Source organism: Streptomyces sp. NPDC104309 (assembly GCF_055584025.1).
The window spans coordinates 258,569-277,915 of sequence record NZ_JBVJMV010000004.1; the positions used below are offsets into that span (position 1 = coordinate 258,569).

General features: G+C 69.1%; 20 protein-coding genes and 1 pseudogene. 10 read left to right on the top strand and 11 right to left on the bottom strand.

Translation table 11 applies throughout. The annotated features are described in order from the left end of the window. Positions 1-105 precede the first annotated feature (105 nt). Entirely contained in the window at positions 106-699 is a 594-nt protein-coding gene (locus ACZ68L_RS07465; protein WP_469574917.1) for a hypothetical protein, read from the bottom strand. Positions 700-941: 242 nt separating this feature from the next. Here ACZ68L_RS07465 and ACZ68L_RS07470 point away from each other — a divergent pair, with 242 nt between their 5' ends. The 3 genes from ACZ68L_RS07470 to ACZ68L_RS07480 all read left to right on the top strand — a co-directional run bounded on the left by ACZ68L_RS07470 (position 942) and on the right by ACZ68L_RS07480 (position 2,379). Next, positions 942-1,445: a DinB family protein gene (locus ACZ68L_RS07470; RefSeq protein ID WP_469574918.1), complete on the top strand. Its 504-nt coding sequence runs from the start codon at positions 942-944 to the stop codon at positions 1,443-1,445. A gap of 30 nt (positions 1,446-1,475) precedes the next feature. After that, the gene (locus ACZ68L_RS07475) at positions 1,476-1,868 is read left to right on the top strand and encodes a helix-turn-helix domain-containing protein (RefSeq protein ID WP_469574919.1); all 393 of its coding nucleotides are present in this window, start codon (positions 1,476-1,478) and stop codon (positions 1,866-1,868) included. A gap of 100 nt (positions 1,869-1,968) precedes the next feature. Continuing rightward, positions 1,969-2,379, top strand: a complete 411-nt coding sequence (locus ACZ68L_RS07480) for a VOC family protein (protein WP_469574921.1) — start codon at positions 1,969-1,971, stop codon at positions 2,377-2,379. Positions 2,380-2,562: 183 nt separating this feature from the next. Here ACZ68L_RS07480 and ACZ68L_RS07485 read toward each other — a convergent pair whose 3' ends face one another. After that, a complete protein-coding gene (locus tag ACZ68L_RS07485) occupies positions 2,563-3,432 on the bottom strand; it encodes an LLM class F420-dependent oxidoreductase (RefSeq protein ID WP_469574922.1) in 870 nt (289 codons plus the stop codon). A gap of 483 nt (positions 3,433-3,915) precedes the next feature. Here ACZ68L_RS07485 and ACZ68L_RS07490 point away from each other — a divergent pair, with 483 nt between their 5' ends. Then, a complete protein-coding gene (locus tag ACZ68L_RS07490; protein WP_469574923.1) occupies positions 3,916-4,749 on the top strand; it encodes an SCO2400 family protein in 834 nt (277 codons plus the stop codon). A gap of 223 nt (positions 4,750-4,972) precedes the next feature. Here ACZ68L_RS07490 and ACZ68L_RS07495 read toward each other — a convergent pair whose 3' ends face one another. The 4 genes from ACZ68L_RS07495 to ACZ68L_RS07510 form a co-directional block, all read right to left on the bottom strand. Continuing rightward, positions 4,973-5,809, bottom strand: coding sequence for a carbohydrate ABC transporter permease (locus tag ACZ68L_RS07495; protein ID WP_469574924.1), 837 nt, complete (start codon positions 5,807-5,809; stop codon positions 4,973-4,975). Continuing rightward, entirely contained in the window at positions 5,806-6,939 is a 1,134-nt protein-coding gene (locus tag ACZ68L_RS07500) for a carbohydrate ABC transporter permease (RefSeq protein WP_469574926.1), read from the bottom strand. Before ACZ68L_RS07500 ends, ACZ68L_RS07495 begins: the two co-directional genes overlap by 4 nt. Positions 6,940-6,947: 8 nt before the next feature. After that, positions 6,948-8,252 (bottom strand): ABC transporter substrate-binding protein, encoded by a 1,305-nt coding sequence (locus tag ACZ68L_RS07505; RefSeq protein WP_469574928.1) that lies wholly within the window; start codon positions 8,250-8,252, stop codon positions 6,948-6,950. Positions 8,253-8,328: 76 nt separating this feature from the next. Then, a complete protein-coding gene (locus ACZ68L_RS07510) occupies positions 8,329-9,564 on the bottom strand; it encodes an aminotransferase class V-fold PLP-dependent enzyme (protein WP_469574929.1) in 1,236 nt (411 codons plus the stop codon). 281 nt (positions 9,565-9,845) lie between these two features. On the opposite strand from ACZ68L_RS07510, the gene ACZ68L_RS07515 reads away from it, so the two are divergent. From ACZ68L_RS07515 to ACZ68L_RS07525, 3 genes are all read left to right on the top strand, one after another. Beyond that, positions 9,846-10,571 carry a FadR/GntR family transcriptional regulator gene (locus tag ACZ68L_RS07515; RefSeq protein ID WP_469574930.1) on the top strand — a complete coding sequence of 242 codons (726 nt, stop codon included), beginning with the start codon at positions 9,846-9,848 and terminating at the stop codon, positions 10,569-10,571. Positions 10,572-10,897: 326 nt separating this feature from the next. Then, positions 10,898-13,498: an MDR family MFS transporter gene (locus tag ACZ68L_RS07520; RefSeq protein ID WP_469574931.1), complete on the top strand. Its 2,601-nt coding sequence runs from the start codon at positions 10,898-10,900 to the stop codon at positions 13,496-13,498. Between the two features lie 679 nt (positions 13,499-14,177). Continuing rightward, a complete protein-coding gene (locus ACZ68L_RS07525) occupies positions 14,178-14,759 on the top strand; it encodes a hypothetical protein (protein WP_469574932.1) in 582 nt (193 codons plus the stop codon). 62 nt (positions 14,760-14,821) lie between these two features. Here ACZ68L_RS07525 and ACZ68L_RS07530 read toward each other — a convergent pair whose 3' ends face one another. The 4 genes from ACZ68L_RS07530 to ACZ68L_RS07545 all read right to left on the bottom strand — a co-directional run bounded on the left by ACZ68L_RS07530 (position 14,822) and on the right by ACZ68L_RS07545 (position 16,501). After that, positions 14,822-15,016 (bottom strand): hypothetical protein, encoded by a 195-nt coding sequence (locus ACZ68L_RS07530; protein ID WP_469574934.1) that lies wholly within the window; start codon positions 15,014-15,016, stop codon positions 14,822-14,824. A gap of 360 nt (positions 15,017-15,376) precedes the next feature. Continuing rightward, positions 15,377-15,697 (bottom strand): hypothetical protein, encoded by a 321-nt coding sequence (locus tag ACZ68L_RS07535; RefSeq protein WP_469574936.1) that lies wholly within the window; start codon positions 15,695-15,697, stop codon positions 15,377-15,379. Further along, positions 15,694-15,957, bottom strand: coding sequence for a hypothetical protein (locus ACZ68L_RS07540; RefSeq protein WP_469574938.1), 264 nt, complete (start codon positions 15,955-15,957; stop codon positions 15,694-15,696). The genes ACZ68L_RS07535 and ACZ68L_RS07540 overlap by 4 nt, the downstream gene beginning before the upstream one ends. A gap of 19 nt (positions 15,958-15,976) precedes the next feature. Next, positions 15,977-16,501 carry an ATP-binding protein gene (locus ACZ68L_RS07545; RefSeq protein WP_469574939.1) on the bottom strand — a complete coding sequence of 175 codons (525 nt, stop codon included), beginning with the start codon at positions 16,499-16,501 and terminating at the stop codon, positions 15,977-15,979. Positions 16,502-16,819: 318 nt separating this feature from the next. On the opposite strand from ACZ68L_RS07545, the gene ACZ68L_RS07550 reads away from it, so the two are divergent. Beyond that, positions 16,820-17,671, top strand: coding sequence for a DUF5753 domain-containing protein (locus ACZ68L_RS07550; RefSeq protein WP_469574941.1), 852 nt, complete (start codon positions 16,820-16,822; stop codon positions 17,669-17,671). 11 nt (positions 17,672-17,682) lie between these two features. Next, complete coding sequence (locus ACZ68L_RS07555; protein WP_351080300.1) at positions 17,683-17,874, top strand: hypothetical protein; 192 nt, start codon at positions 17,683-17,685, stop codon at positions 17,872-17,874. A 369-nt stretch (positions 17,875-18,243) separates the two neighbouring features. On the opposite strand, the pseudogene ACZ68L_RS07560 reads toward ACZ68L_RS07555, so the two are convergent. After that, positions 18,244-18,363, bottom strand: a pseudogene (locus ACZ68L_RS07560) (helix-turn-helix domain-containing protein); the annotation flags it as partial. 271 nt (positions 18,364-18,634) lie between these two features. On the opposite strand from ACZ68L_RS07560, the gene ACZ68L_RS07565 reads away from it, so the two are divergent. Next, entirely contained in the window at positions 18,635-19,300 is a 666-nt protein-coding gene (locus tag ACZ68L_RS07565; protein ID WP_469574943.1) for a DUF4097 family beta strand repeat-containing protein, read from the top strand. Positions 19,301-19,347: the final 47 nt, after the last annotated feature.

Sequence of the window (19,347 nt, forward strand, 5' to 3'; positions counted from 1 at the left end):
ACCACATCGACACCCATCGGGCATGGGCCTCAGGGCCCAATGCAAGGCTCAAAGCTGGCTAAACCGACGGGAGTTGTGAGCGCGGGCAAGCGGAATCGGCTCCCGCTACCGGCTGGGGACCTCGCTCCCGAACAGCATCCACGGCGACTGGTCGTATGAGGCAACTCCCGCCAACTGGGGTTGCATGGCCGCGATTTCATGCCGCACGGCGAGGGTGTCCGGCCAACTGTCGAAGTAGGTGGTCCCGTTGATGACGACGCCACTCCAGTCGGTCGCCGCGGAAGCGCCCTCCCGGTCGACCACGAAACCGATGCAGAGTACGGATGCCCTTCCTATCGCCTCCCTGATCGCCCGCGCGGCCACCTCCTGCTCGTCCCGCATCAGCCGCCCGAAGCCGAATTCGAGCGCGACGACTCCGTTCCCCATCCGTCGGATGCGCGCGGGAACGTCGGTTCCGCTGTTCATCCACAGGACGAAGTCGACCCTGTCGAGCCGTTGCAGGCCGGCCAGGAGTACGAGCTGTTCCCTGGTCACCCACGAAGGAGTGCCCCATGGGTCCGGCCCCGGGCCGAGGAGTGTGACCCGCCTCGTGACGGGGTGGCGGAGCCGCAGTCCCGCCGCGTCGAGGTCGCTGAAGAGCGACTCGGCGTCCGGGCGGCTCCAGCCGAGGTGGTAGGAGTAGAAGAAACCGTCACTCATCGATACATCACCATCGATACATCACCCCAGGGAACGGATTCAGATGGAGGTGCAGATCAACGTGCGTATGGGCGCGCCGGACGGGCGCCCGTGACGGGCGCGGGCCGGCTGGGCTCACGGTTGGGTCGCATACGAGCGTAATGAGCCCGGCTTGCCCCGGCGTGGGCCCACGGACCCAGCGACGGGCCCCAATGGAACAATGCGATGGACAGGGGCCGGACCATCGCACATCGTGTACGCCGATGACACGCACCGATTCGCCTCCCGCATGGGACGAGCGCACCCAGCTGGCCACCTTCCTCGACTACGCCCGCGACACCGCACGTGCGAAGTGCGAGGGCATCTCGCCGGACGATGCCCGCCGGGCCCCGCTGTCCGGCTCACCCCTGATGACGATCGCCGGGTTGATCAACCACCTCAGCTGGGTCGAGTACCACTGGTTCGAGGTGATGTTCCTCGGCGGCGAGGACGAAGGGCCGTGGACGGACGAGGACCCCGACCGCGAGATGCGGATCGCGCTGGACGTTCCGCTCGCCGATGTGCTGTCGCAGTACGAGGCGCGGACCACCCGATACCGCGAGCTGGTCGCCTCGCACGACCTGGACACACGGGCCCGACGCCCGCGCAGGGACGGCCGGTACCCCGATCTGCGGTGGATCGTCCTGCACCTGATCGAGGAGACCGCCCGGCACAACGGCCATCTCGACGTGATCCGCGAGATCGTGGACGGCACCACGGGCGTGTAGGGCCGTGGAGAACCGTGGTGTGATGGCACTGTGAGCCGCGCCGCAGAAGAGACCAACCGCCGCATGCTCCGGGCACGGGACGCGATGGACCGCGCCTACGCGCAGCCCCTGGACGTCCCCGCCCTGGCCCGGATCGCCCATGTGTCCCAGGCGCACTTCACGCGTACGTTCCGGGCCACGTTCGGCGAGACGCCGCACCGCTACCTGCAGCGCCGCCGGGTCGAGCGGGCGATGTTCCTGCTGCGGGAGACCGACCGGAGCGTGACGGACATCTGCTTCGAAGTCGGCTTCGGCAGCCCGGGAACGTTCAGCCGTACGTTCCATGACATCGTCGGCCGGTCGCCGAGGACGTACCGCAAGGAAGCGACGCCCACGGGCGTCCCGACGTGTTTCACCATGACCTGGACGCGGCCGAGCGCCTGAACGCCGGCCCCCGCCCCGCTTCTTCCGTCAGCGGGCCGCGCCGTTCGACTGAGCAGTTTTGGATAAGTTCCCGCCGGGCCTGCCCAGTAGCGTGATGCACATGTTCAACGCCATCACGCATTCGCAGATATACGTCCTCGACCAGGACGAGGCCCTCGACTTCTACGTCGGCAAGCTCGGCCTGGAGGTCACCGCCGATGTCGACATGGGCATCATGCGCTGGCTGACCGTCAGCGTTCCCGGCCGACCCGAGCGCCAGATCCTGCTGGAGAGGCCGGGTGCCCCGGCGATGTCCGAGGAGACGGCGCAGCAGGTACGCGAGTTGGTGACCAAGGGCGCGATGGGCGGCTGGGTCATCTTCACCACGGACGACTGCCGCAAGACGTACGAGACGTTGCTGAGCCAGGGCGTCGAGTTCACCGAGGAGCCCACCGAACGCCCGTACGGAATCGACTGCGGCCTGCGCGACCCCTTCGGCAACCGTATCCGCTTCACCCAGCCGAAGGCCTGAGCACTGTCCCGGTTGTGAGGGTGGGGGGCCGGCGCGAGGACGCGCCGGCCCCCGCGTGCGTACGACCGGAGCGGGCGTGGACCGGCCCCGCATGCGTACGACCGAAGCCGGCGCGGACCGGCCACCGCATACGTACGACCGGAGCGAGCATGGACCGGCCTCCCGCACGCGGGTCCCGCGCGGCTACCCGATCGCGGCGATGCCGGGTGCGATGTGTTCGGCGATCTGGTGGGTGAAGCTGACGGGGTGCCGGTCCGGCAGCACCTGGATCTCGCTGATACCCAGGTCCGCGTACGCTTCCGCCTCCGCGAGAAAGGCACCGGGCTTCTCCAGCACGGGGCCGTTGTACATCACGGTCTTGGCGATGGCGTCGTAGTCGCGCCCCTCCGCGGCACAGTGCGCGCGCAGCACATCGAGCTTGTGGGCCACTTCTTCCTGGTCCGTGGCGAACAGGTTGCAGGCGTCCGCGTACCGGGCGGCCAGGAGCAGGGTCTTCCTCTCGCCCCCACCACCGATCATGATCGACGGGCGCTCGCCGATCGGCTCGGGTACGCACAGCGTCTCGGCGAGCTGGTAATGACGGCCCCGGAACGGGCCGTTGTCGTCGCTCCACATCTGGAGGCAGATCAGGATCGTCTCCTCCAGCCGTTCGAAACGCTCGGCGACCGGGACCACCGGCACGCCGAGCCCGTACTGCTCGCGCTCGTACCAGGAGGCACCGATGCCCAGCCTGGCCCTGCCGCCCGACAGCACGTCGAGGCTGGTGACGATCTTCGCCAGCAGCCCGGGGTGCCGGTACATCACGCCCGTGACCATCAGCCCGAGCGTCATGCGCTGGCTCACCGCCGCCACGAAGCCGAGCGTCGTGTACCCCTCCAGCATCGGGTCGTCGGCGACGGTCTGCCCGGTCTCCATCTGGAAGTAGTGATCCATCACGGTGAACGACGAGATTCCCGCCTGTTCGGCGATCCGTACCGACTCCGCGAGCGTCGGCGCGATCAGCGCGGGGTCGGCCGGCGTCGAGTAGTTCCAGTAGTGCAAGCCGAGCTTCACGTCCGACCTCCGCGGGTCAAGGGGGAGCAGGTCGGGACGGCGTCGCCGCCCGGCTGGAGAGTCGGCCGGATTCGCGCTCCGGGCCCGTGGGCGTTCCACCTCCTGACCACCCGCCCCACAGCCACCGTCCGTAGTCGGTAGTCACGCTACGCGCCCCTGCGGTCATCGGCACTTCCGCCGCCGTCGTCTCGGCCGAATGGTCGGCTACGCGGAAGCGTCGGGTTCGGGGGCCCTGCGGTGGGTGGCTGGCCCGCGCCGTACCCGGACCCCGGGTGACGTACCCGGTACCCCCTTGACCGAGACGGCGCCCCCGTAATGGCCCACATGCGAAGTCCGCAAAGAATCCGTGCATGAGCGTCACACAGGCTGCACACAGTCGCTCGACATCCTCGTTAGCGTTGCTGGCCGCTCGATTCCACGTGCGAACGTGCACCAGGCCGCGATCCGGCGGCTCGACGGCATGTCAACTCAGGAAGACCGCAGATGGACTACTGCTCCTCGTGTCGTCGGCATCTCAATGGCGCTCTGGTGTGTCCCGGGTGCGGTGCCTACGCCCCGGACATCGCCCCGGACATCGCTCCGGGCACGGCCGCCCGTCGCGCCGTCCCTGCCCAGGCCACCGCGGCGGCTTACGAGTTCTCGCCCTCGGACACCTGGCACGACGGCGGCGGTCCCGGTGACGAGGCGGCGGCCTTGACCGACCCGGTACCTGCTGCACCGCGCGGGCGGGCGGCGCGACGGCGTGAGATGGCGCGCTGGAAGAAGAACAAGCGCCGGGCCGTGGTCGCGACCGCCGTCGCGATCGTCGGGGGCGGCCTGACCGTCACCGCGATGGACCGGCACTCCGCCGACCAGGCACAGGCGGCCGACGCGCCGGCGGTCCCGGCGCCGGACGTCGCGAGCATGGGCTCCGAGGAGGAACGGACGCAGCAGCACCCCGGCGCGCCGGCGGTACGGCCCGAGACCCGGCGCTCCTCGCTCACCCCCGCCGCGCAGTCGCCCGCGAACGATGCCCCGCGTCGCCGGTCCGCCGCCGCCCCGGCCCATGCCACGCCGTTGAACGCCCGGCCGGACGCCCCCGCCGCTCCTCGTACGGTGGCGGCGTCGGTGCCTCAGCCGAGGGACTCCGTCCCGTCGGCCGTCACCGATACGGCCCCCGACCCCACCGCCACGCCGCCGCAGCAGCAGGCACCCGCGCCCGCCGACAACGCGGGCAACACCGGCAACACCGGCTCCGACTCGGCTACGCCGGCGAGCCCTCCATCGGCGTCGACGTCGCCCTCGCAGATCTGCGTGCTCGTCCTCTGCATCGGCTGAGGCTCGACCCCAGCACAGGAAGACCCCGGACATCGCCTTGGTGACACGGCCCCGACGACTCGGGGGCCGAAGGCCGTCGCCGCCTTCGTCGTCAGGCCACGGGGGCTACCGCGAAGGGTTCACACCGCACCCGCCGAGACGTTTTCCGCCACCGGCGAGACGGCCGGGTCGCGGCGCCCGCCTCCACCGGTTCACACACCACTTGGGGACCTCCTCCGTAGCCCTACCCCTTGACCGCCCCCGAAGTGAGCCCCTGCACGATATGGCGACTCGCGAAGGCGAAGAGGATCATCGTCGGGGCGATGGTGAGGACCGCCGCGGCGGACATGGAGCCCCAGTCGATGTTGAAGCTGGAGATGAAGCCGTTCAGGGCCGTGGGGACCGTCTTGTGGGCGTCGCCGTTCATCAGGGTCACCGACAGGAACAACTCGTTCCAGCAGTTGACGAAGTTGAAGATGAAGGCGGCGACGATTCCGGGCCGCATCACCGGAAGGAGCACCCGGAACAGGGCCCCGAGGCGTGAGCAGCCGTCGATCATGGCGGCTTCCTCCAACGCGTCCGGGATGTTCTCGAAGAAACCGCGGAGCATGACCGTGCAGAAGGGAATGCACACAGCGATGTACACGAGGGTGAGCCCGAACCGGCTGTCCACCAGGTTCAGTTCCGTCATCATCATGTACAGCGGGCCGAGCGCGATGAACGACGGGATCATCTGTGTGACGAGGGCCGCCATCAGCACCGCACCCTTGGTGCGGAACTCGAAACGGGCCAGCACGTACGCCGACAGCATCGATATCGCGGTCGCCACCGTTCCGGCGGCCGTCGCGATGATCAGACTGTTGGTGAGATAGACCCCGAACTCGGCCTCGCGGAAAAGCCCGGTGTAGTTCTCCAGGGAGAAGTGCGCGGGCCAGTAGGAGATCGGGAACGAGAAGATCGTCCCGGGGCTCTTGAAGGACGTGACGGTGATCCAGTACAGCGGGAACACCGTGACGGCCAGCCAGAGGGAGAGAAAGAGGATACGGACCGTGCGCCCTGTGGCGGACTCCTTCCCGATCACGAAACTGTTCCTTTCGTCTTGCGCGTCCTCTTATCACGGCCGGTGGCCCGTCTCCCGCCGGTGGCCCGTCTCCCGCCGATGGCCGGCTTCTCGCGCGTGGCCGTCAGATGGAAGACCGAGAAGACCAGGAGCATCGCGACGACGATGAGGCCGATCGCCGACGCCCTGCCGTAGTCGCCCTGTTGGGTGACGGTGATCATCCACGTGGTCACGATGTGCGTCTCGTTGGACGGCCCGCCGCCTGTCATCGCGAAGATGAGGTCGGGGAAGTTGAAGATCCAGATGACCCGGAGCAGTACGGTCAGCGACAGCGTTCCCCGGATGGAGGGAATCGTGATCCGGAACAGCGTACGGACCTTGCCCGCGCCGTCGATCTCGGCCGCTTCGTAGATTTCGTCCGGGATGGACTGGAGTGCGGCGAGGATCATGATGGCGAAGAACGTGACGCCGTACCAGATGTTGGCGACGAGTACGGCGGCCATCGCGGTCTTCGGATCGGCGAGCCAGGGAATCGGTTCGTTGATCAGGCCGGCCTTCTCCAACAGGTCGTTGACGACACCGAATTCACTGTTGAACATCCAGCGGAACAGAATGCCGATCAGGAACCCGGAAATGGCCCATGGGAAGAAGATCAACGCCTGGTAGAGCCCGCGGAAACGGAACCGGCGGCGCAGCCACAGCGCGATGGCGAACCCGATGACGAACTGCGGCACGATCGATCCCACGACCCAGATCCCGGTATTGCTCAGGATCGTGCCGAACACAGGGTCGGTGAAGATTTCCCGGAAGTTCTTCAGACCCACCCAGGAGGTGTCGGTGAGGTCGTTCAGGTTCCAGTTCCGGAAGGCCATCTGACTGCCCGCGATCATCGGGTAGTAGATGAACACCGCGACGAACAGGGCGGCCGGGGCCATGAAGGCGGCGACGGTCAGCCCTTGACGGCCGGTGAAGACGGGCCGGCGTGGGCGGGCAGCCGCCGGGGCGGAGGTGGTGGAGCCGCGCCCGCCTACACCGGTGCGGGGCCCCGCACCGGCGTCCGGGCGGGTACCCACTGCGGCGTCCGTACGACGGGTGGTGGGTGTGGGCGTCCCGCCCGGCTCCCCCTCCGGCCGCGCGGAGGGGGACGCCACCGGCTCCTTCACTGACTCTTCCACTTGCCGGTCCAGTAGGAGTCCCAGCCAGTGAGGAGCTGCTCGGGCGTCATCTTGCCGAGCAGCACCTTCTGGATGTCGGCGTCCGACTTCTGGATCCACTCGGTCCACCAGGAGGAGTCACGCGGCTGTGTGACGGTGATGTACGCGTCCGGGTTCTCCGTCATCTTCACGTAGCTCGCCCAGGCGCCGGTCTTGTAGTACGCGTCGTCGGCGGCACTCTTCAGAATGGGCACCAGGCTGTTCTTCTTGTCGAACGTGGTGGCCGCGTCGCCCTCGGCGAGGAACTTGACCAGCTTGGTGGCCTCCGCCTTGTGCTTGCTGCCCGCGGCGATCCCCCAGCCCGCGGTCGCCACCGGCTGGACGGCCTTGCCGCTGGGCCCGGTGAGCAGCGGCGCCGTGGTCCACTGCTGTCGGCTGATCGCCTTCGACTCGCCGAGCGTCGCGATGACTTCGGGGTCCTGGAGGAGGAACGCCGTCGAGCCGTTGGAGAAGCCCTCGACCATCTCCGGGTAGCCCCAGGCGACGGATGACGGCGGCGACGCCTTCTTGAACAGGGCGAGGTACGTCTTGAGTGCGGTCAGCGCTTCCGGCGCCGAGAAGATCGTCCTGCCGTCGGTGAGCTTGAAGCCGTTGTCGCGGTCGATCTTGTCGGCGACGTACGCCTCGATGACGGCCACGGCGTTGCTGTTGGCGTTCGCCCCGCCCCGGAACGCGTACCCGTACTGGCGCTTGCCCGGGTTCTGGATCGCGGTGGCCTGCTCAAGGAGGTCGTCCCAGCTCGCGGGCGGGTTCTTGAAGCCGGCCCCGGTGACCAGATCGCTGCGGTAGAAGAGGCTGAGCCCGTAGAAGCCGTACGGGATGTAGTACGTGCGGCCCTTGGCGTCCTTGGCGTACTTGACGGTGTTGTCCGTCAGCTCGTCCCAGCCGGCCCAGCCCTTCAGGTCCTTGCTCATGTCGTACAGCCAGCGGTTGGTCGACCACGGCCCCGATGTGATGTCCCGGACCTCCAAGGTGTCGATGCCGCTGCCGGACTGGAGCATCTGCTGGATCTTCTGGTCCGCCTGATCGGTGGGCGGCGAGATCAGATCGACCTTGATCTTGGGGTTCTGCTTCTCGAACTCCGCTATGAGGTCCTTCAGGACCGCGGTACGGGTGGGGTTGGTGAGGCTCTCGACCATGTGGAGGGTGACGGTGCCGTCAGCGGCGCCGCCTCCTCCCACGGCACAGCCCGGCAGCACGAGAGTGGCGGCGAGACAGAGCGCCGTGGCGGCCATTCTTCTGCTCAACACTGTTGTCCTCCCAGTTCCAGGGGATCGGTGACGGTGGTGCAGGACAGGGATCTGCGGGGGCGGGGGTCGCGGGGGGTCACCGGAACATGGCCTGCGGGGCGCGGGCCCAGTCGACGAGCACGGGAACGCAGCGCTCGACGAAGTCCTCGAAGTCGGCGGCGGTGTTGTAGACGTGCGTCGACAGGCGGAAGTACCCGGCGCCGCCGAAGCTCGTGAACGCCGCCTCGACGTCAAGTTCGGCGGCGACCCGGTCGCGCAGCGCGTCGGCCGCGGCGTGGGTCGTGCCGAGACCGTCGGGGAGCCGTACGAGGCGCAGCGCGTTGACCGGCATGCCGACGTCCACGGCGGCGTCGGCGCCGGTGGCCTCGGCGAAGGCGTCACCGATGAGGCGTTCCGCGTAGTCCGCGAGTTCCGTCATGTACGTACGGGCCGTGTCCCAGCCCCAGACGCCGTCGATGAAGTCGAGGGCGGTCGGGGCCGCGAGATAGCTCGTCGCGTCGATGGTGCCCTGAGTGTCGAAGCGGTGCGGGAACGGTTCCTCGGCGCCCCAGGAGTCGATCAGCGGGTAGAGCGCGTCCCGCAGCGGCCCCCGGGCGACCAGGGCCGACGTACCGCGGGGCGCGCAGCCGAACTTGTGCAGGTTACCGATCCACACGTCGCACTCCAGGCCCGCGAGCGGGTCCTCGGCGAGGCCGGGCACGTGCGCGCCGTCGACCAGGAAAGGAATGCCGCGCTCCCGCGCCAGCGCGCCGATCCGCTCCACCGGCATCCAGCGGGCGGTGGCGGAGGTGATGTGGTCCAGGACGATCAGTCCGGTGGAGCCGGTGAGTTGGGCGGCCACGGCCTCGTACGCCTCGTCCTCGCCGGCGTCGAGCGGGATACGCGCGGTCCGGACAGTGCCGCCCCAGCGGCGGGCGAGACGGCGGGCGCCCATGGTCACCGCGCCGTAGCCGTGGTCGGTCACGACGACCTCGCCGCCGGGCCTCACGGGGACGTTCGCATAGACCACGCTCGCGCCACCGCTCGCGTTCGGCACGAGGGCGAGGTCGTCGGCGGGGACCCGCAGGAACGCGGCGATCTCCGTCCGCGCCGCCGCCACGCGCGCCGGGAGCGCCGGGAACCAGGTGCCGGGCGAGCGGTCCATCTCCTCGCGCAGCCGGCCCTGCTCCCGCTGCGCGACGAGCGGCACCGCCCCGAACGACCCATGGTTGAGGTGCTGGTGCGCGGTCAGCAGCGACCACGCCTCGATCGCCGGCCGACCGTCGGCCAGCAGCAGGGGGCGGGGCGCCGTGGTGACGCAGGTCTCGCTCACGTGGTTCAAGATCTCCCCTTGGCCTCGTCGTCTCGACGGACGCTACGGTCGACACATCGGACAGTCTCAGAAAGAGGTCTGATGACTTGCGGCGCATCCTGACACCGGACTCAGGGAAGAACAAGGTTTTTCACGAATTGGATACCTGCGCCCAGCGATGTCATCGGATGACTCGGGAAGGAACCACGGAAGAAATCCGATGAATCTGTAGAATCGACAGCACATTCGACCGTGGGTGGTGCCACCGGACCGCCGCCGTCGATACCTCGGGAGGGGAAGCGATGTCCGCAGTCGACCAGGCGCTCCACGGCCTGCGCCGCATGATCGCCGACGGGCGTCTTGTCGCCGGGCAGCGCCTGCCGCCCGAGAGCGATCTCTGCGCGGAACTCGGCGTCTCACGCGGCTCGTTGCGCGAGGGAATCCGTATGCTCGCGGCGCTCGGCGTGATCGAAGCGCGTCACGGCTCGGGGACGTACGTCTCGCAGCTCCGGCCCGAGGACATCGTCGGCAGTCTCTCGCTCACCGTCGACCTGCTGCCGCTGACCGGGCTGCTGGAGATGTACGAGATACGGCGCGTCCTGGAGTCGCACGCGGCGGCGCAGGCGGCGGCACGGATCACGCCCGAGTCGCTGAGCACGATCTTCGCGTACATGGAGGCGATGGAGGCCACCGAGGATCCGGACCAGGTCTCCGCGCTCGACCAGGACTTCCACGCGGAGATCGCCCGCGTCGGCGGCAACCCGACCCTCAAGTCCCTCCTGGGAGTCTTCCGCGCCCGCTCCCGCACGTACCAGGTCTTCACCCTGCCCGAGGGCCCCCGCATCAAGCGCTCCAGCGACGAGGACCACCGCGCGATCGCGACGGCGATCGCGAACAGGGACCCGGTGGCGGCGGCGGCCGCGGCGTCCGCGCATGTGGCGCATACGGAGAGGTGGCTGCACGCCTTCCTGCCGCAGACACCGGAGCCGGCCCCGGAGCCACCGACAAGCATCGAGGCGGGCGCCTGACCTCGAATCGAGTCCGCCCGTGCTTCGCCTTCCTCGCGAGGCCTTGCCGGTGCCGTGACCGGCAGTGTCCGCGCGGAAGAAGCATCCGCCCTGCCCACCGCCGGCGCCACAGCACCACGCAGGACTTGGCCCTCACGTACGGCGGGGGCGCAGCGGCAGCGTGAAGCCGGTGGGGCGGGGGCTGCCGAGATGCGGAACGGGACCGGCGTACACGCCTCGGCGGCGACCGCTCCTCGACCGGCACCGACCGATGGCGTCGGCACACTGCACCAATGATTCACCGTGATTCGACACCGGGGTCCGGAATCCTCAACTACCTTACTGCCGTGGACCAATTGATCACCGAGGATCCGCCGCTCATCGGTCCGTATCGCCTGATCGCCCGTCTGGGTGCGGGCGGCATGGGCCTGGTGTACCTGGGCCGCTCGGAAGCCGGACGAACAGTGGCAGTGAAGGTGGTGCAGGCCGAGCACGCCCAGCACCCGGAATTCCGCAAGCGGTTCGCACGCGAGGTGGCGGCTGCCCGGCGGGTGGGCGGGACCTGGACGGCAGCCGTCCTCGACGCCGACACCGAGGCCCCGGTGCCCTGGGTGGCGACCCAGTACATCCCCGGGCCCGATCTGACCACCGTGGTCGCCAAGGACTTCGGACCGTTGCCCGAGCACTCGGTCCGCATCCTCGCCAACCGCCTGGCAGTGGCTCTGCAGTCGGTCCACAGGGCGGGTCTGATCCACCGCGACCTGAAACCGTCCAACGTGCTGGTGACGGTGGACGGCCCGCGTGTGATCGACTTCGGTATCGCACGGGCCATGGACAGCCTCGCCGGGGACAGCCTGCACACCCGCACCGGGATGCTCATCGGATCCCCCGGCTTCATGTCGCCCGAGCAGGTGCGCGGCCTCGAACTCACCCCGGCCAGCGATGTGTTCTGCCTGGGTGCCGTCCTCGTCTACGCCGCCACCGGCCGCCTCCTCTTCGGCGCCACGGAAACCGGTCTGAACGCACACCTCTTCCGCATCGCGGAGGAGGAAGCGGACCTGACCGGCGTACCGGAGACGCTCGTCGATCTCGTACGCGCGTGCCTGCACAAGGACCCGGCACAACGACCCACCCCCGCCGACGTGGCCGCCCGCACGGCCACCGACCAGGACGGCGAATGGCTGCCCGGCTCGATACTCGCCCAACTCGGGCGGCACGCGGCCCAGTTGTTGGACTTCGCTCCGGAGACACGGGCCACGCAGCCGGACCCGCGCATCCCTGCCCAGGCCCAGCGTCCCCCGCAGGACCAGCCACTCCCCCCGCCTCCCGCGTACACCCCGACGACGCCGGCGGACCCCCGCCAGGCACCGCCGGGGTTCGCGCCGTCCGCGGGCCCGGCTCCCGGTGCCCGGCCCGCGTCACCGGCCCCGGCCGGCGTCCATGGCCCGCACCCCAGGCGGTGGTGGGGACTGGCAGTGGCCGCGCTGGCGCAACTGCTGATGCTGATCGGCACGACGACCACGAACTTGGCACTGCCGTCCATCTACGCCGATCTGCACCCCGGTGCCGACGACCTGGACTCGTTGCCCCTCGCCTCCGCACTGGCATTCGGCGCGCTGCTGCTGCTCGGCGGACACATCACTGATCTCCTCGGCAGCAAACGGACGTTGATCACCGGTCTGGTCGGCTACGCGGTGGCGTGCGCGATCGGCGGCTCGGCCCCTTCTTTCGGCGTGCTCATCGGAGCCAATGTCCTGCGGGGCGCGTCCGCCGCACTGCTCTCATCGGCCGTGCTGGCCCTGGTGTCGATCAACTTCACCGATCCGAAGGAACGGGGCAGGGCCTTCGGGATCTATGCGGCGATCGTCGGCGGCGGAACGGCGATCGGCCTGTTCGCGGACGGATGGCTGGCCGCAAGTCTGAGCTGGCGCTGGTCCTTGTACGCCGGCGTCCCGCTCGCCGTGGCAGCCGTGATCGGTGCGGCCGCCCTGATGCACGACGGCCCGGTCCGCTCCCCTGCCCGCCTCGACGTATCCGGCCTGCTGCTCGGCTCCGTCGGGCTTGTCGCCCTCGTCTACGGCTTCGGCCGGGCCGAGTCGCGTGGCTGGACCGATCTCCTGGTCGTGGTCCTCCTCGTGGGCGGAATCGGCCTGCTCCTGGCCTTCGCCTGGTGGCAGACCGCGACGACCAACCCACTCCTGCCGCCCTACGTCTTCCAGGACCGCAATCGCGTCGGCGCCTGCCTCGCTCTGGTCTTCATCGGCATGGGCACGTTCGCCCTGCACCAGGTCCTGACCAGGTACCTGCAAGGTGCCCTCGGCTATGCCCCGTCCCGGATCGGCGTGGCCCTGCTGCCCTTGGCCGGTGCGGCCGTCATCGCCGCCACCCAGGTCTCCGCCCGCCTGTACCGCCGGCTGGCGCCCCGCGTCCTCATCGTGCCGGGCCTGGTGCTGACGGCGATCGGTCTGGCGCTCCTGACCGGCCTCGACGCCGACAGTACGTACGCCGCCCAAGTGCTGCCCGGCACGCTCCTCGTCGGCTTCGGTCTGGGCCTGGCCTTCGTGCCGCTCTTCGCCACCGCGACCGGCGTGATCGCCCCGCAGGACTCCGGCGGGACCGCGGCAATGGTCAACACGGCCCAGCAGTCGGCCGTCTGGGCCGCCGCGCCCCTGTTCGGCGGCATCCTCACTTCGGCGGTCTCCGCCCGGCTGGATCACACGTCAGGCACTCCTGCGGCCTTGACCGAAGCAGCCGAGAAAGGCTTCCTGCTTCCCCGACAAAACCTTCCGGCAGCGCTGTCCGGCGCCGTGCGGGAGACGAACAGGGCGGTCCTGGGCGGATACGCCGTCGCCCTCTGGTGGGCGGTCGGCCTCACGCTGCTCGCGGGCCTGCTCGCCGGCCTGCTGGTCACGGCCGAGGCTCCGAGTGGTGATCCCGGCTCCCGTTGATCCCGTGCACCAGTCGATCCGCCGGCCCGGCGGGGTGCGGGCACTCCATGACGATGTACGGGACGTCGATCCGCCGCACCGGGCGGGGCGACGACCGCCCCGCCCACTCCACACGTTTCACCTCGGCAGCCGAACCCACGACTCGATACCCCACTGCGGCGGGTCGGCCTCGCAGGCACCCCATTCCCTGCCCAGGTCGTCCACAACAGCGGCCGGCAGCCGGAGCCCCCATCGACGCCGCGTCCCGCAGGGCGTGGCCATGTCCGGTTCGGGCTGGTGGAGATGCCGGTCCCGGGCGAGGAGGCGCAGCGCGTCACTCGGTGCCGCAGGGATACGTACAGCTCCTTTCCCGGGCTCATCCCGGCCGTGACGGAGAAGAGTTCGGCCGCAGTGTGCGTGACCGGTCAGACGTACGGGGCGAGTCCGTGTGCCTTCAGGGTGGCGGTAATCGCCGTACGCCCGATGAACGCGCTACGGCATCGCCCGGCAGCGTGAAGCTCAGCCGGAGGCCGTGCGCCTCCTGCCGCGCGGCCGTCGCATACGAGCCAAAGATGGACCCTTCCCGGACGCTGTTCCGTCGCGCTGCTGACGCCGAGGCCGCAGAAGACATCCTCGATCCCGACCGTTCATGCGCCTTCGACGCCGCCGGCATCTCCGGCGCCCCTGGGGGAGGAAACACGTGCACGCACGCGGATCACGTATACGCGTCCTCGCCGCGACACTCACCGCGGTGGTGATCGCGGGTGCCGCCACGGCATCGGCGGCTTCCGTTCCCCGAGAGCCCGCGCCGGCGGACCGGGCCGAGCTGTCCCGGCTCGCACAGAGCTATCTGCAACAGCGCGCCGACCTGGTCACCCGGCCCGCCGCACAGTCCCCCGCACCCGAACCTCCGACCACCGCCACCCCGTCGATGCGCGCCGGTCTGCGCACGGAATTCGCCGCGCTGGTCCGCCGGGGCCGCGCCTACCAGCAGGCCGACGGCGGGTACATCCGCGCCACGGTCGAGGTGAAGGTCAACGACACGGCCGTGAACGGGCGCACCGCGTCCCTGCACATCACGGAGGACACCCGCCTCTGCCACCCGTTGACACCCGCTCAAGTGGCCGAGGGCGTTCCGGAGTACGAGGAGTACACGCTTCCGCACACGCTGACCTTCATCCGCGCCTCCTCAGGAGCCTGGCTGCTCGCCTCGGACAGGCCCGAATTGAACGACGGGGACCTCGCCCCGAGCACCCAGGTCGGCACGCCCCGCAGGGCGTGAACGTCCTTTCCCTCGGGGCCACGCGGGGCGTCACGCCCGGGCGCACGGTCGGATTCCGTGCCTCAAGGGCGGTGGAACACGACGAGCGGCGGCTCCTGCCGTCCGATCAGCCAGGAGAGCTCCGGGTGCCGCGCCGTCTCCTCCGACCGCAGAGCGAAGCGGTCCGGCCAGAGGCCGCGCCGGGGCCGGCCGCCGAGGATGATCCCCTCCCAGTCCTCGTCCTCCGACACGCCTCGCTGATCGACGACGAATCCCATGCACGCTTCTCGACGAGCACCGATACCCGAGGAAACCGCTCGGACAACGTGGCTCTGCTGCACCTGACTCATGCCATCGAGCCCGAATTCCAGGGCAATCACATCACTGCCGGAGCAGCGGCGTATTGAGCCGAGGCACGATAGGTGTCACCTGCGGCACCGGCTGACCTGCGGCTTCGACCGGGCGAAGCACGATGGTTGTCACCGAGGCGACGCGCTGTCTGTCACCAGCAGCGCGCAACGCGAGATCGGTGTCACCGGCTCCGGCGCTCCGCCAATCGCCTGAGCTGCCCGGCAGCCCCGGCGGACAGAAGCTGTGTCAGAACCTGTGCGCCAGGCCATGACGGACGCTTCAACCGGTCACGGACCGGCGACGTCCCCGGCCCTCTTGAGCACGGAGTCGAGCGCGTCCACCACGGCGTTGTGCTGCCTCGCGCGCGCCGCCCGGTCTGCCGGCACCAGCCGCGCGGCGGCCTGCACGGCGTAGGCGTCCGGGTCGCCGAAGGCAGTCCGCGGGTGCTCTCCCGTATCCGCGCAGTGGGCCGTGACATCCTTGACCGCCTGGAGCACGACTGCCCGGTCCACGCCCGGCTGCACGGCCAGCCGCACCTGGAACCGCGCCATCCACTTTTCGCGGTCCTTCTCCCTCGCCGCGTCCGTCCTCTGGTCCTTCTTCGTCACGTGCTCTCCCGGGTGATCGGCAGCCGTCCGTCATGGAAATTCACTTCATCGATACCGGTCGGACCGGTCGCGCCCATGAGTTCCGTGCGCGCAACGAAGACCTGCTCACCCCAGGAGACCGGGCCGTTGGTCACCGCGCCGATCAGGCCGGTCGAGGGGTTGTCGAGCATCAGCCCCTGCCCCTCCAGGGCACGCAGCACAGAGGCTGCCCGGTTCGCGTCCCAGCCGGTGTGGTACCAGTGGACAAAACCCTCACTCATCGAGCTCACCTCACACTTGTCATCTGGGCAGCGTCACCCAGGCCTTGATGCCCCCTTGGGGCAGGCTCGCGTCACAGATGCCCCACTCCCCTCCCCAGTCGTCGACGACGGCCGCCAGCAACCAGAGCGCCCGTCGGCGCCGCGTCCCGCAGAGCGTGGCGGTGTCCGGGTCGAGGTGGCGGGGATGCTGGTCCCAGATGAGGAGACGGACCGCGTCGTCCCTGCGGCGCAGGGACACGTAGAGCTCCTTGCCGGGGCTCATCCTGGCGGTGACAGCGATGAGTTCGGATGCGGCGTGCGTGGCGGGCCAGACGTAGGGGGCGAGCCCGTGCGCGTCCAGGGCGGCGGCGATCACCGTACGGCCGATGAACGAGCTGCGAACATCGCCGGGCAGGGTGAAACTCAGCGCGAGGCCGCGAGTGGAGCGCCCCTTGGAGCGCAGGTAGGGCTGGGGATACTGCCGGGTGTCGGGATGCGGATACGGGACCGGCGTACGCACCTCGGCGACGGCCGGGAAGAGCGCGGTGAGTGGAGATGAGTGCATGGCTGACTCCCCTGATACGGGTGACGAGTTGGCGGCGTCTCTCTTTCGCGTGGGTGCGCACAGATGGCTCACACGGTTGCGGTGCGGACGAGCAGTGGCTTGTCTCCCTGGCGCGGGACTGCCCCTCCCAGGGCCGGAGGTTGCGGGCAGGACCACGCGATGCACTTCCGGCTCGTCGCTGCGTGAGCGGTGCGTCACCTAACGTAGCGCAACGCTGGCACTGATGCCGCAAGAATGGAGGCAATTGCCTCCACCTCGTTGGACTGGGCGCCCACTGCGGCGGCAGACTGTGCCCACAGTCCGTGGAAGAGAGGGCCCATGCCGAGCAGTTCCACTCCGACAGAGCGCCAGAAGCGACTCGGCGCCGAACTGCGCAAGATGCGCGTCGCAGCCGAGGCGACCACCGCCTACGCGGCAGGCTTGCTGGGCATCGACCGTACGAAGATCTCCAACATGGAGGTCGGCGTCCGCCCGATCGCGCCCTCCCGCGTCCGCACCTTGGCCTGCAACTACGCCTGCGCCGAGCCCCAATACGTCGACGCACTCGCGGAGATGGCCGAGCAGCGCGAACGTGGATGGTGGGAGCAGTACAGGGGCACGCTCCCACCGGGCCTGCTGGATATCGCCGAGCTCGAATGGCACGCGACTTGTATCCGCACAGCGCAGACCGTCCACCTTCCTGGCCTGCTCCACACCGACGAATACGCCCGCGCGGTGTTCGGCGCCGTGCTGCCCGAGCTGTCCCGCCTGGAGATCGAGTTGCGGGTTGCGCACCGGATGGAGAGGCAACAGGTACTCGACCGGGAATCGCCCATCGACTACGTGGGCTACGTCCACGAAGCCGCCCTTCGTATGCAGTTCGGCGGTCGCGACGTGACGCAGGCGCAGCTGGTCCATCTCTGTGAGATGTCAGAGCGTGACCACATCGAAGTGCGGGTGATTACGGTGGACCGAGGCGCGTTCCCCGGAGCCGGGCACGCGCTCCTCTACGCCCACGGTGTCGTGCCACGGCTCGACACCGTGCAGCTCGATTCAGCTCACGGCCCCGAGTTCATGCACGCGGATGCACAGCTGACGAAATACCGCGCGCACCTGGACTGGATGGAGGACGCTTCACTGTCCGCTGCCGCGTCCAGAGACTTCATTCACGCGATCTCCAGCCAACTCTAAGGAAGTTCGCCATGTCCGACATCCATTGGGAAGAGCCGTACTGCGGCGAGGGAAACAACTGCTTCAGGCTCGGCACAGACACCGAAGGCAACGGATTCATCGCCATCCGGGGCGAGGAGGATCGTTACCTCACCGACAGCCGCGAGGCGCTTCAGCAGATGATCCGCGACATCAAGGCCGGCAAGGCCGACCACTTGCTGTAGCAACAACAGGGGCCCGGCACCACGACGTACACACGGTGCCGGGCTCCTGCGCGCCATTGCTTGTGGTCACACCAACCGACCGGGGCGCCGGCCAGTCGTGGCGATCGGGACGGCTGTCTACCCGTGGCCCGGACTTGGTTGGCGGTCTCGTTCGAGGTTGTTTCGGGCTTGGTGGGGAGGACTTCGCGGGCCTGTTCGGCGGCGCGCGTGATGCCTTCGCTGATGAAGTCGAGGAAGCGGGCGATGTTCTCCATGCGGGTGGTGGCGGGGGTGCGGGGACCGAGGACGGCGACGCCTGGGCGTGCGGATTCGACGAGCTGGTCACTGGATCGGGCGCAGGCGATCGTCGCCTGGTAGAAGCGCTCGTCAACGATGAGCGCGGCGTCGGGTGGCGCGGTGAGCCAGGTCGGCGCGGTAGGCGGCGGGGCCACCGTTGCGCATCACCTCACGCGTGATCGTCGAGGTCGGACGGTCGAGGCGTCGGGCGATCTCGACGCAGGGGAGGCTGTCGGCCGGCCCCAGCGCGATCCCCTTGGTGATCCTTCATGGTGGCCCCTGATCCCCTCACTATAGCGTTCACTCCTCACCCATTGCAATGCTCGACATAGCCACCGTTGCGTTACTCTCAACGTCGTTGCAACAGTTACCTAGCCTCTACCTGCACAGATATCAATTCCACGCAACAGACTCGTTGCCAGTGAATGGAAAGCAACGTAGCGTTTCCTGCATCAGAAACAACGAGCGAGCACAGGAGAGCACGATGCAGAAGTTCGACACCCCCGCCCCGATCTCCGCCGTCCTGGCCATCCCCGCCGGACGCGTCCAGTTCATCGCCGCCGACCGCGCCGACACCACCGTCGAGGTCCTGCCCGCCAATCCCTCCAAGAGCCGCGACGTCCAGACCGCCGAGCAGACCACCGTCGTCTACGCCGACGGCGTCCTGCGCATCCACACCGCCGAGCCCAAGAACCAACTCTTCGGCCCCTCCGGATCCCTGGAGGTCACCGTCCAGCTGCCCGCCGGCTCCCGCATCGAGGCCAAGGCCGCCGGCTCCGAGCTCCGCGGCGTCGGCCGCCTTGGCGACGTCGCCTTCGAAGGCGCGTACCGCCAGATCAAGATCGACGAGGCCGCGAGCGTCCATCTCACCGCGATCGACGGCGACGTCGAGGTCGGCCGCCTCAACGGCCCCGCGGAGATCAGCACCGCGAAGGGCGACATCCGGATCGCCGAGGCCGTGCGCGGCACCGTCGTGCTCCGCACCCAGTCCGGCGACATTTCGGTCGCCGCCGCCGCCGGCGTCTCGGCCGCCCTGGACGCCGGCACCGGCTACGGCCGCATCAGCAACGCCCTCAAGAACGATGGCACCACCGAACTCGACATCCGCGCCACCACCTCCCACGGCGACATCACCGCCCGCAGCCTCTGAAGAAGCAGAACCAGGACCATCCGGCCGGCCCCACCGCGATCGAGATC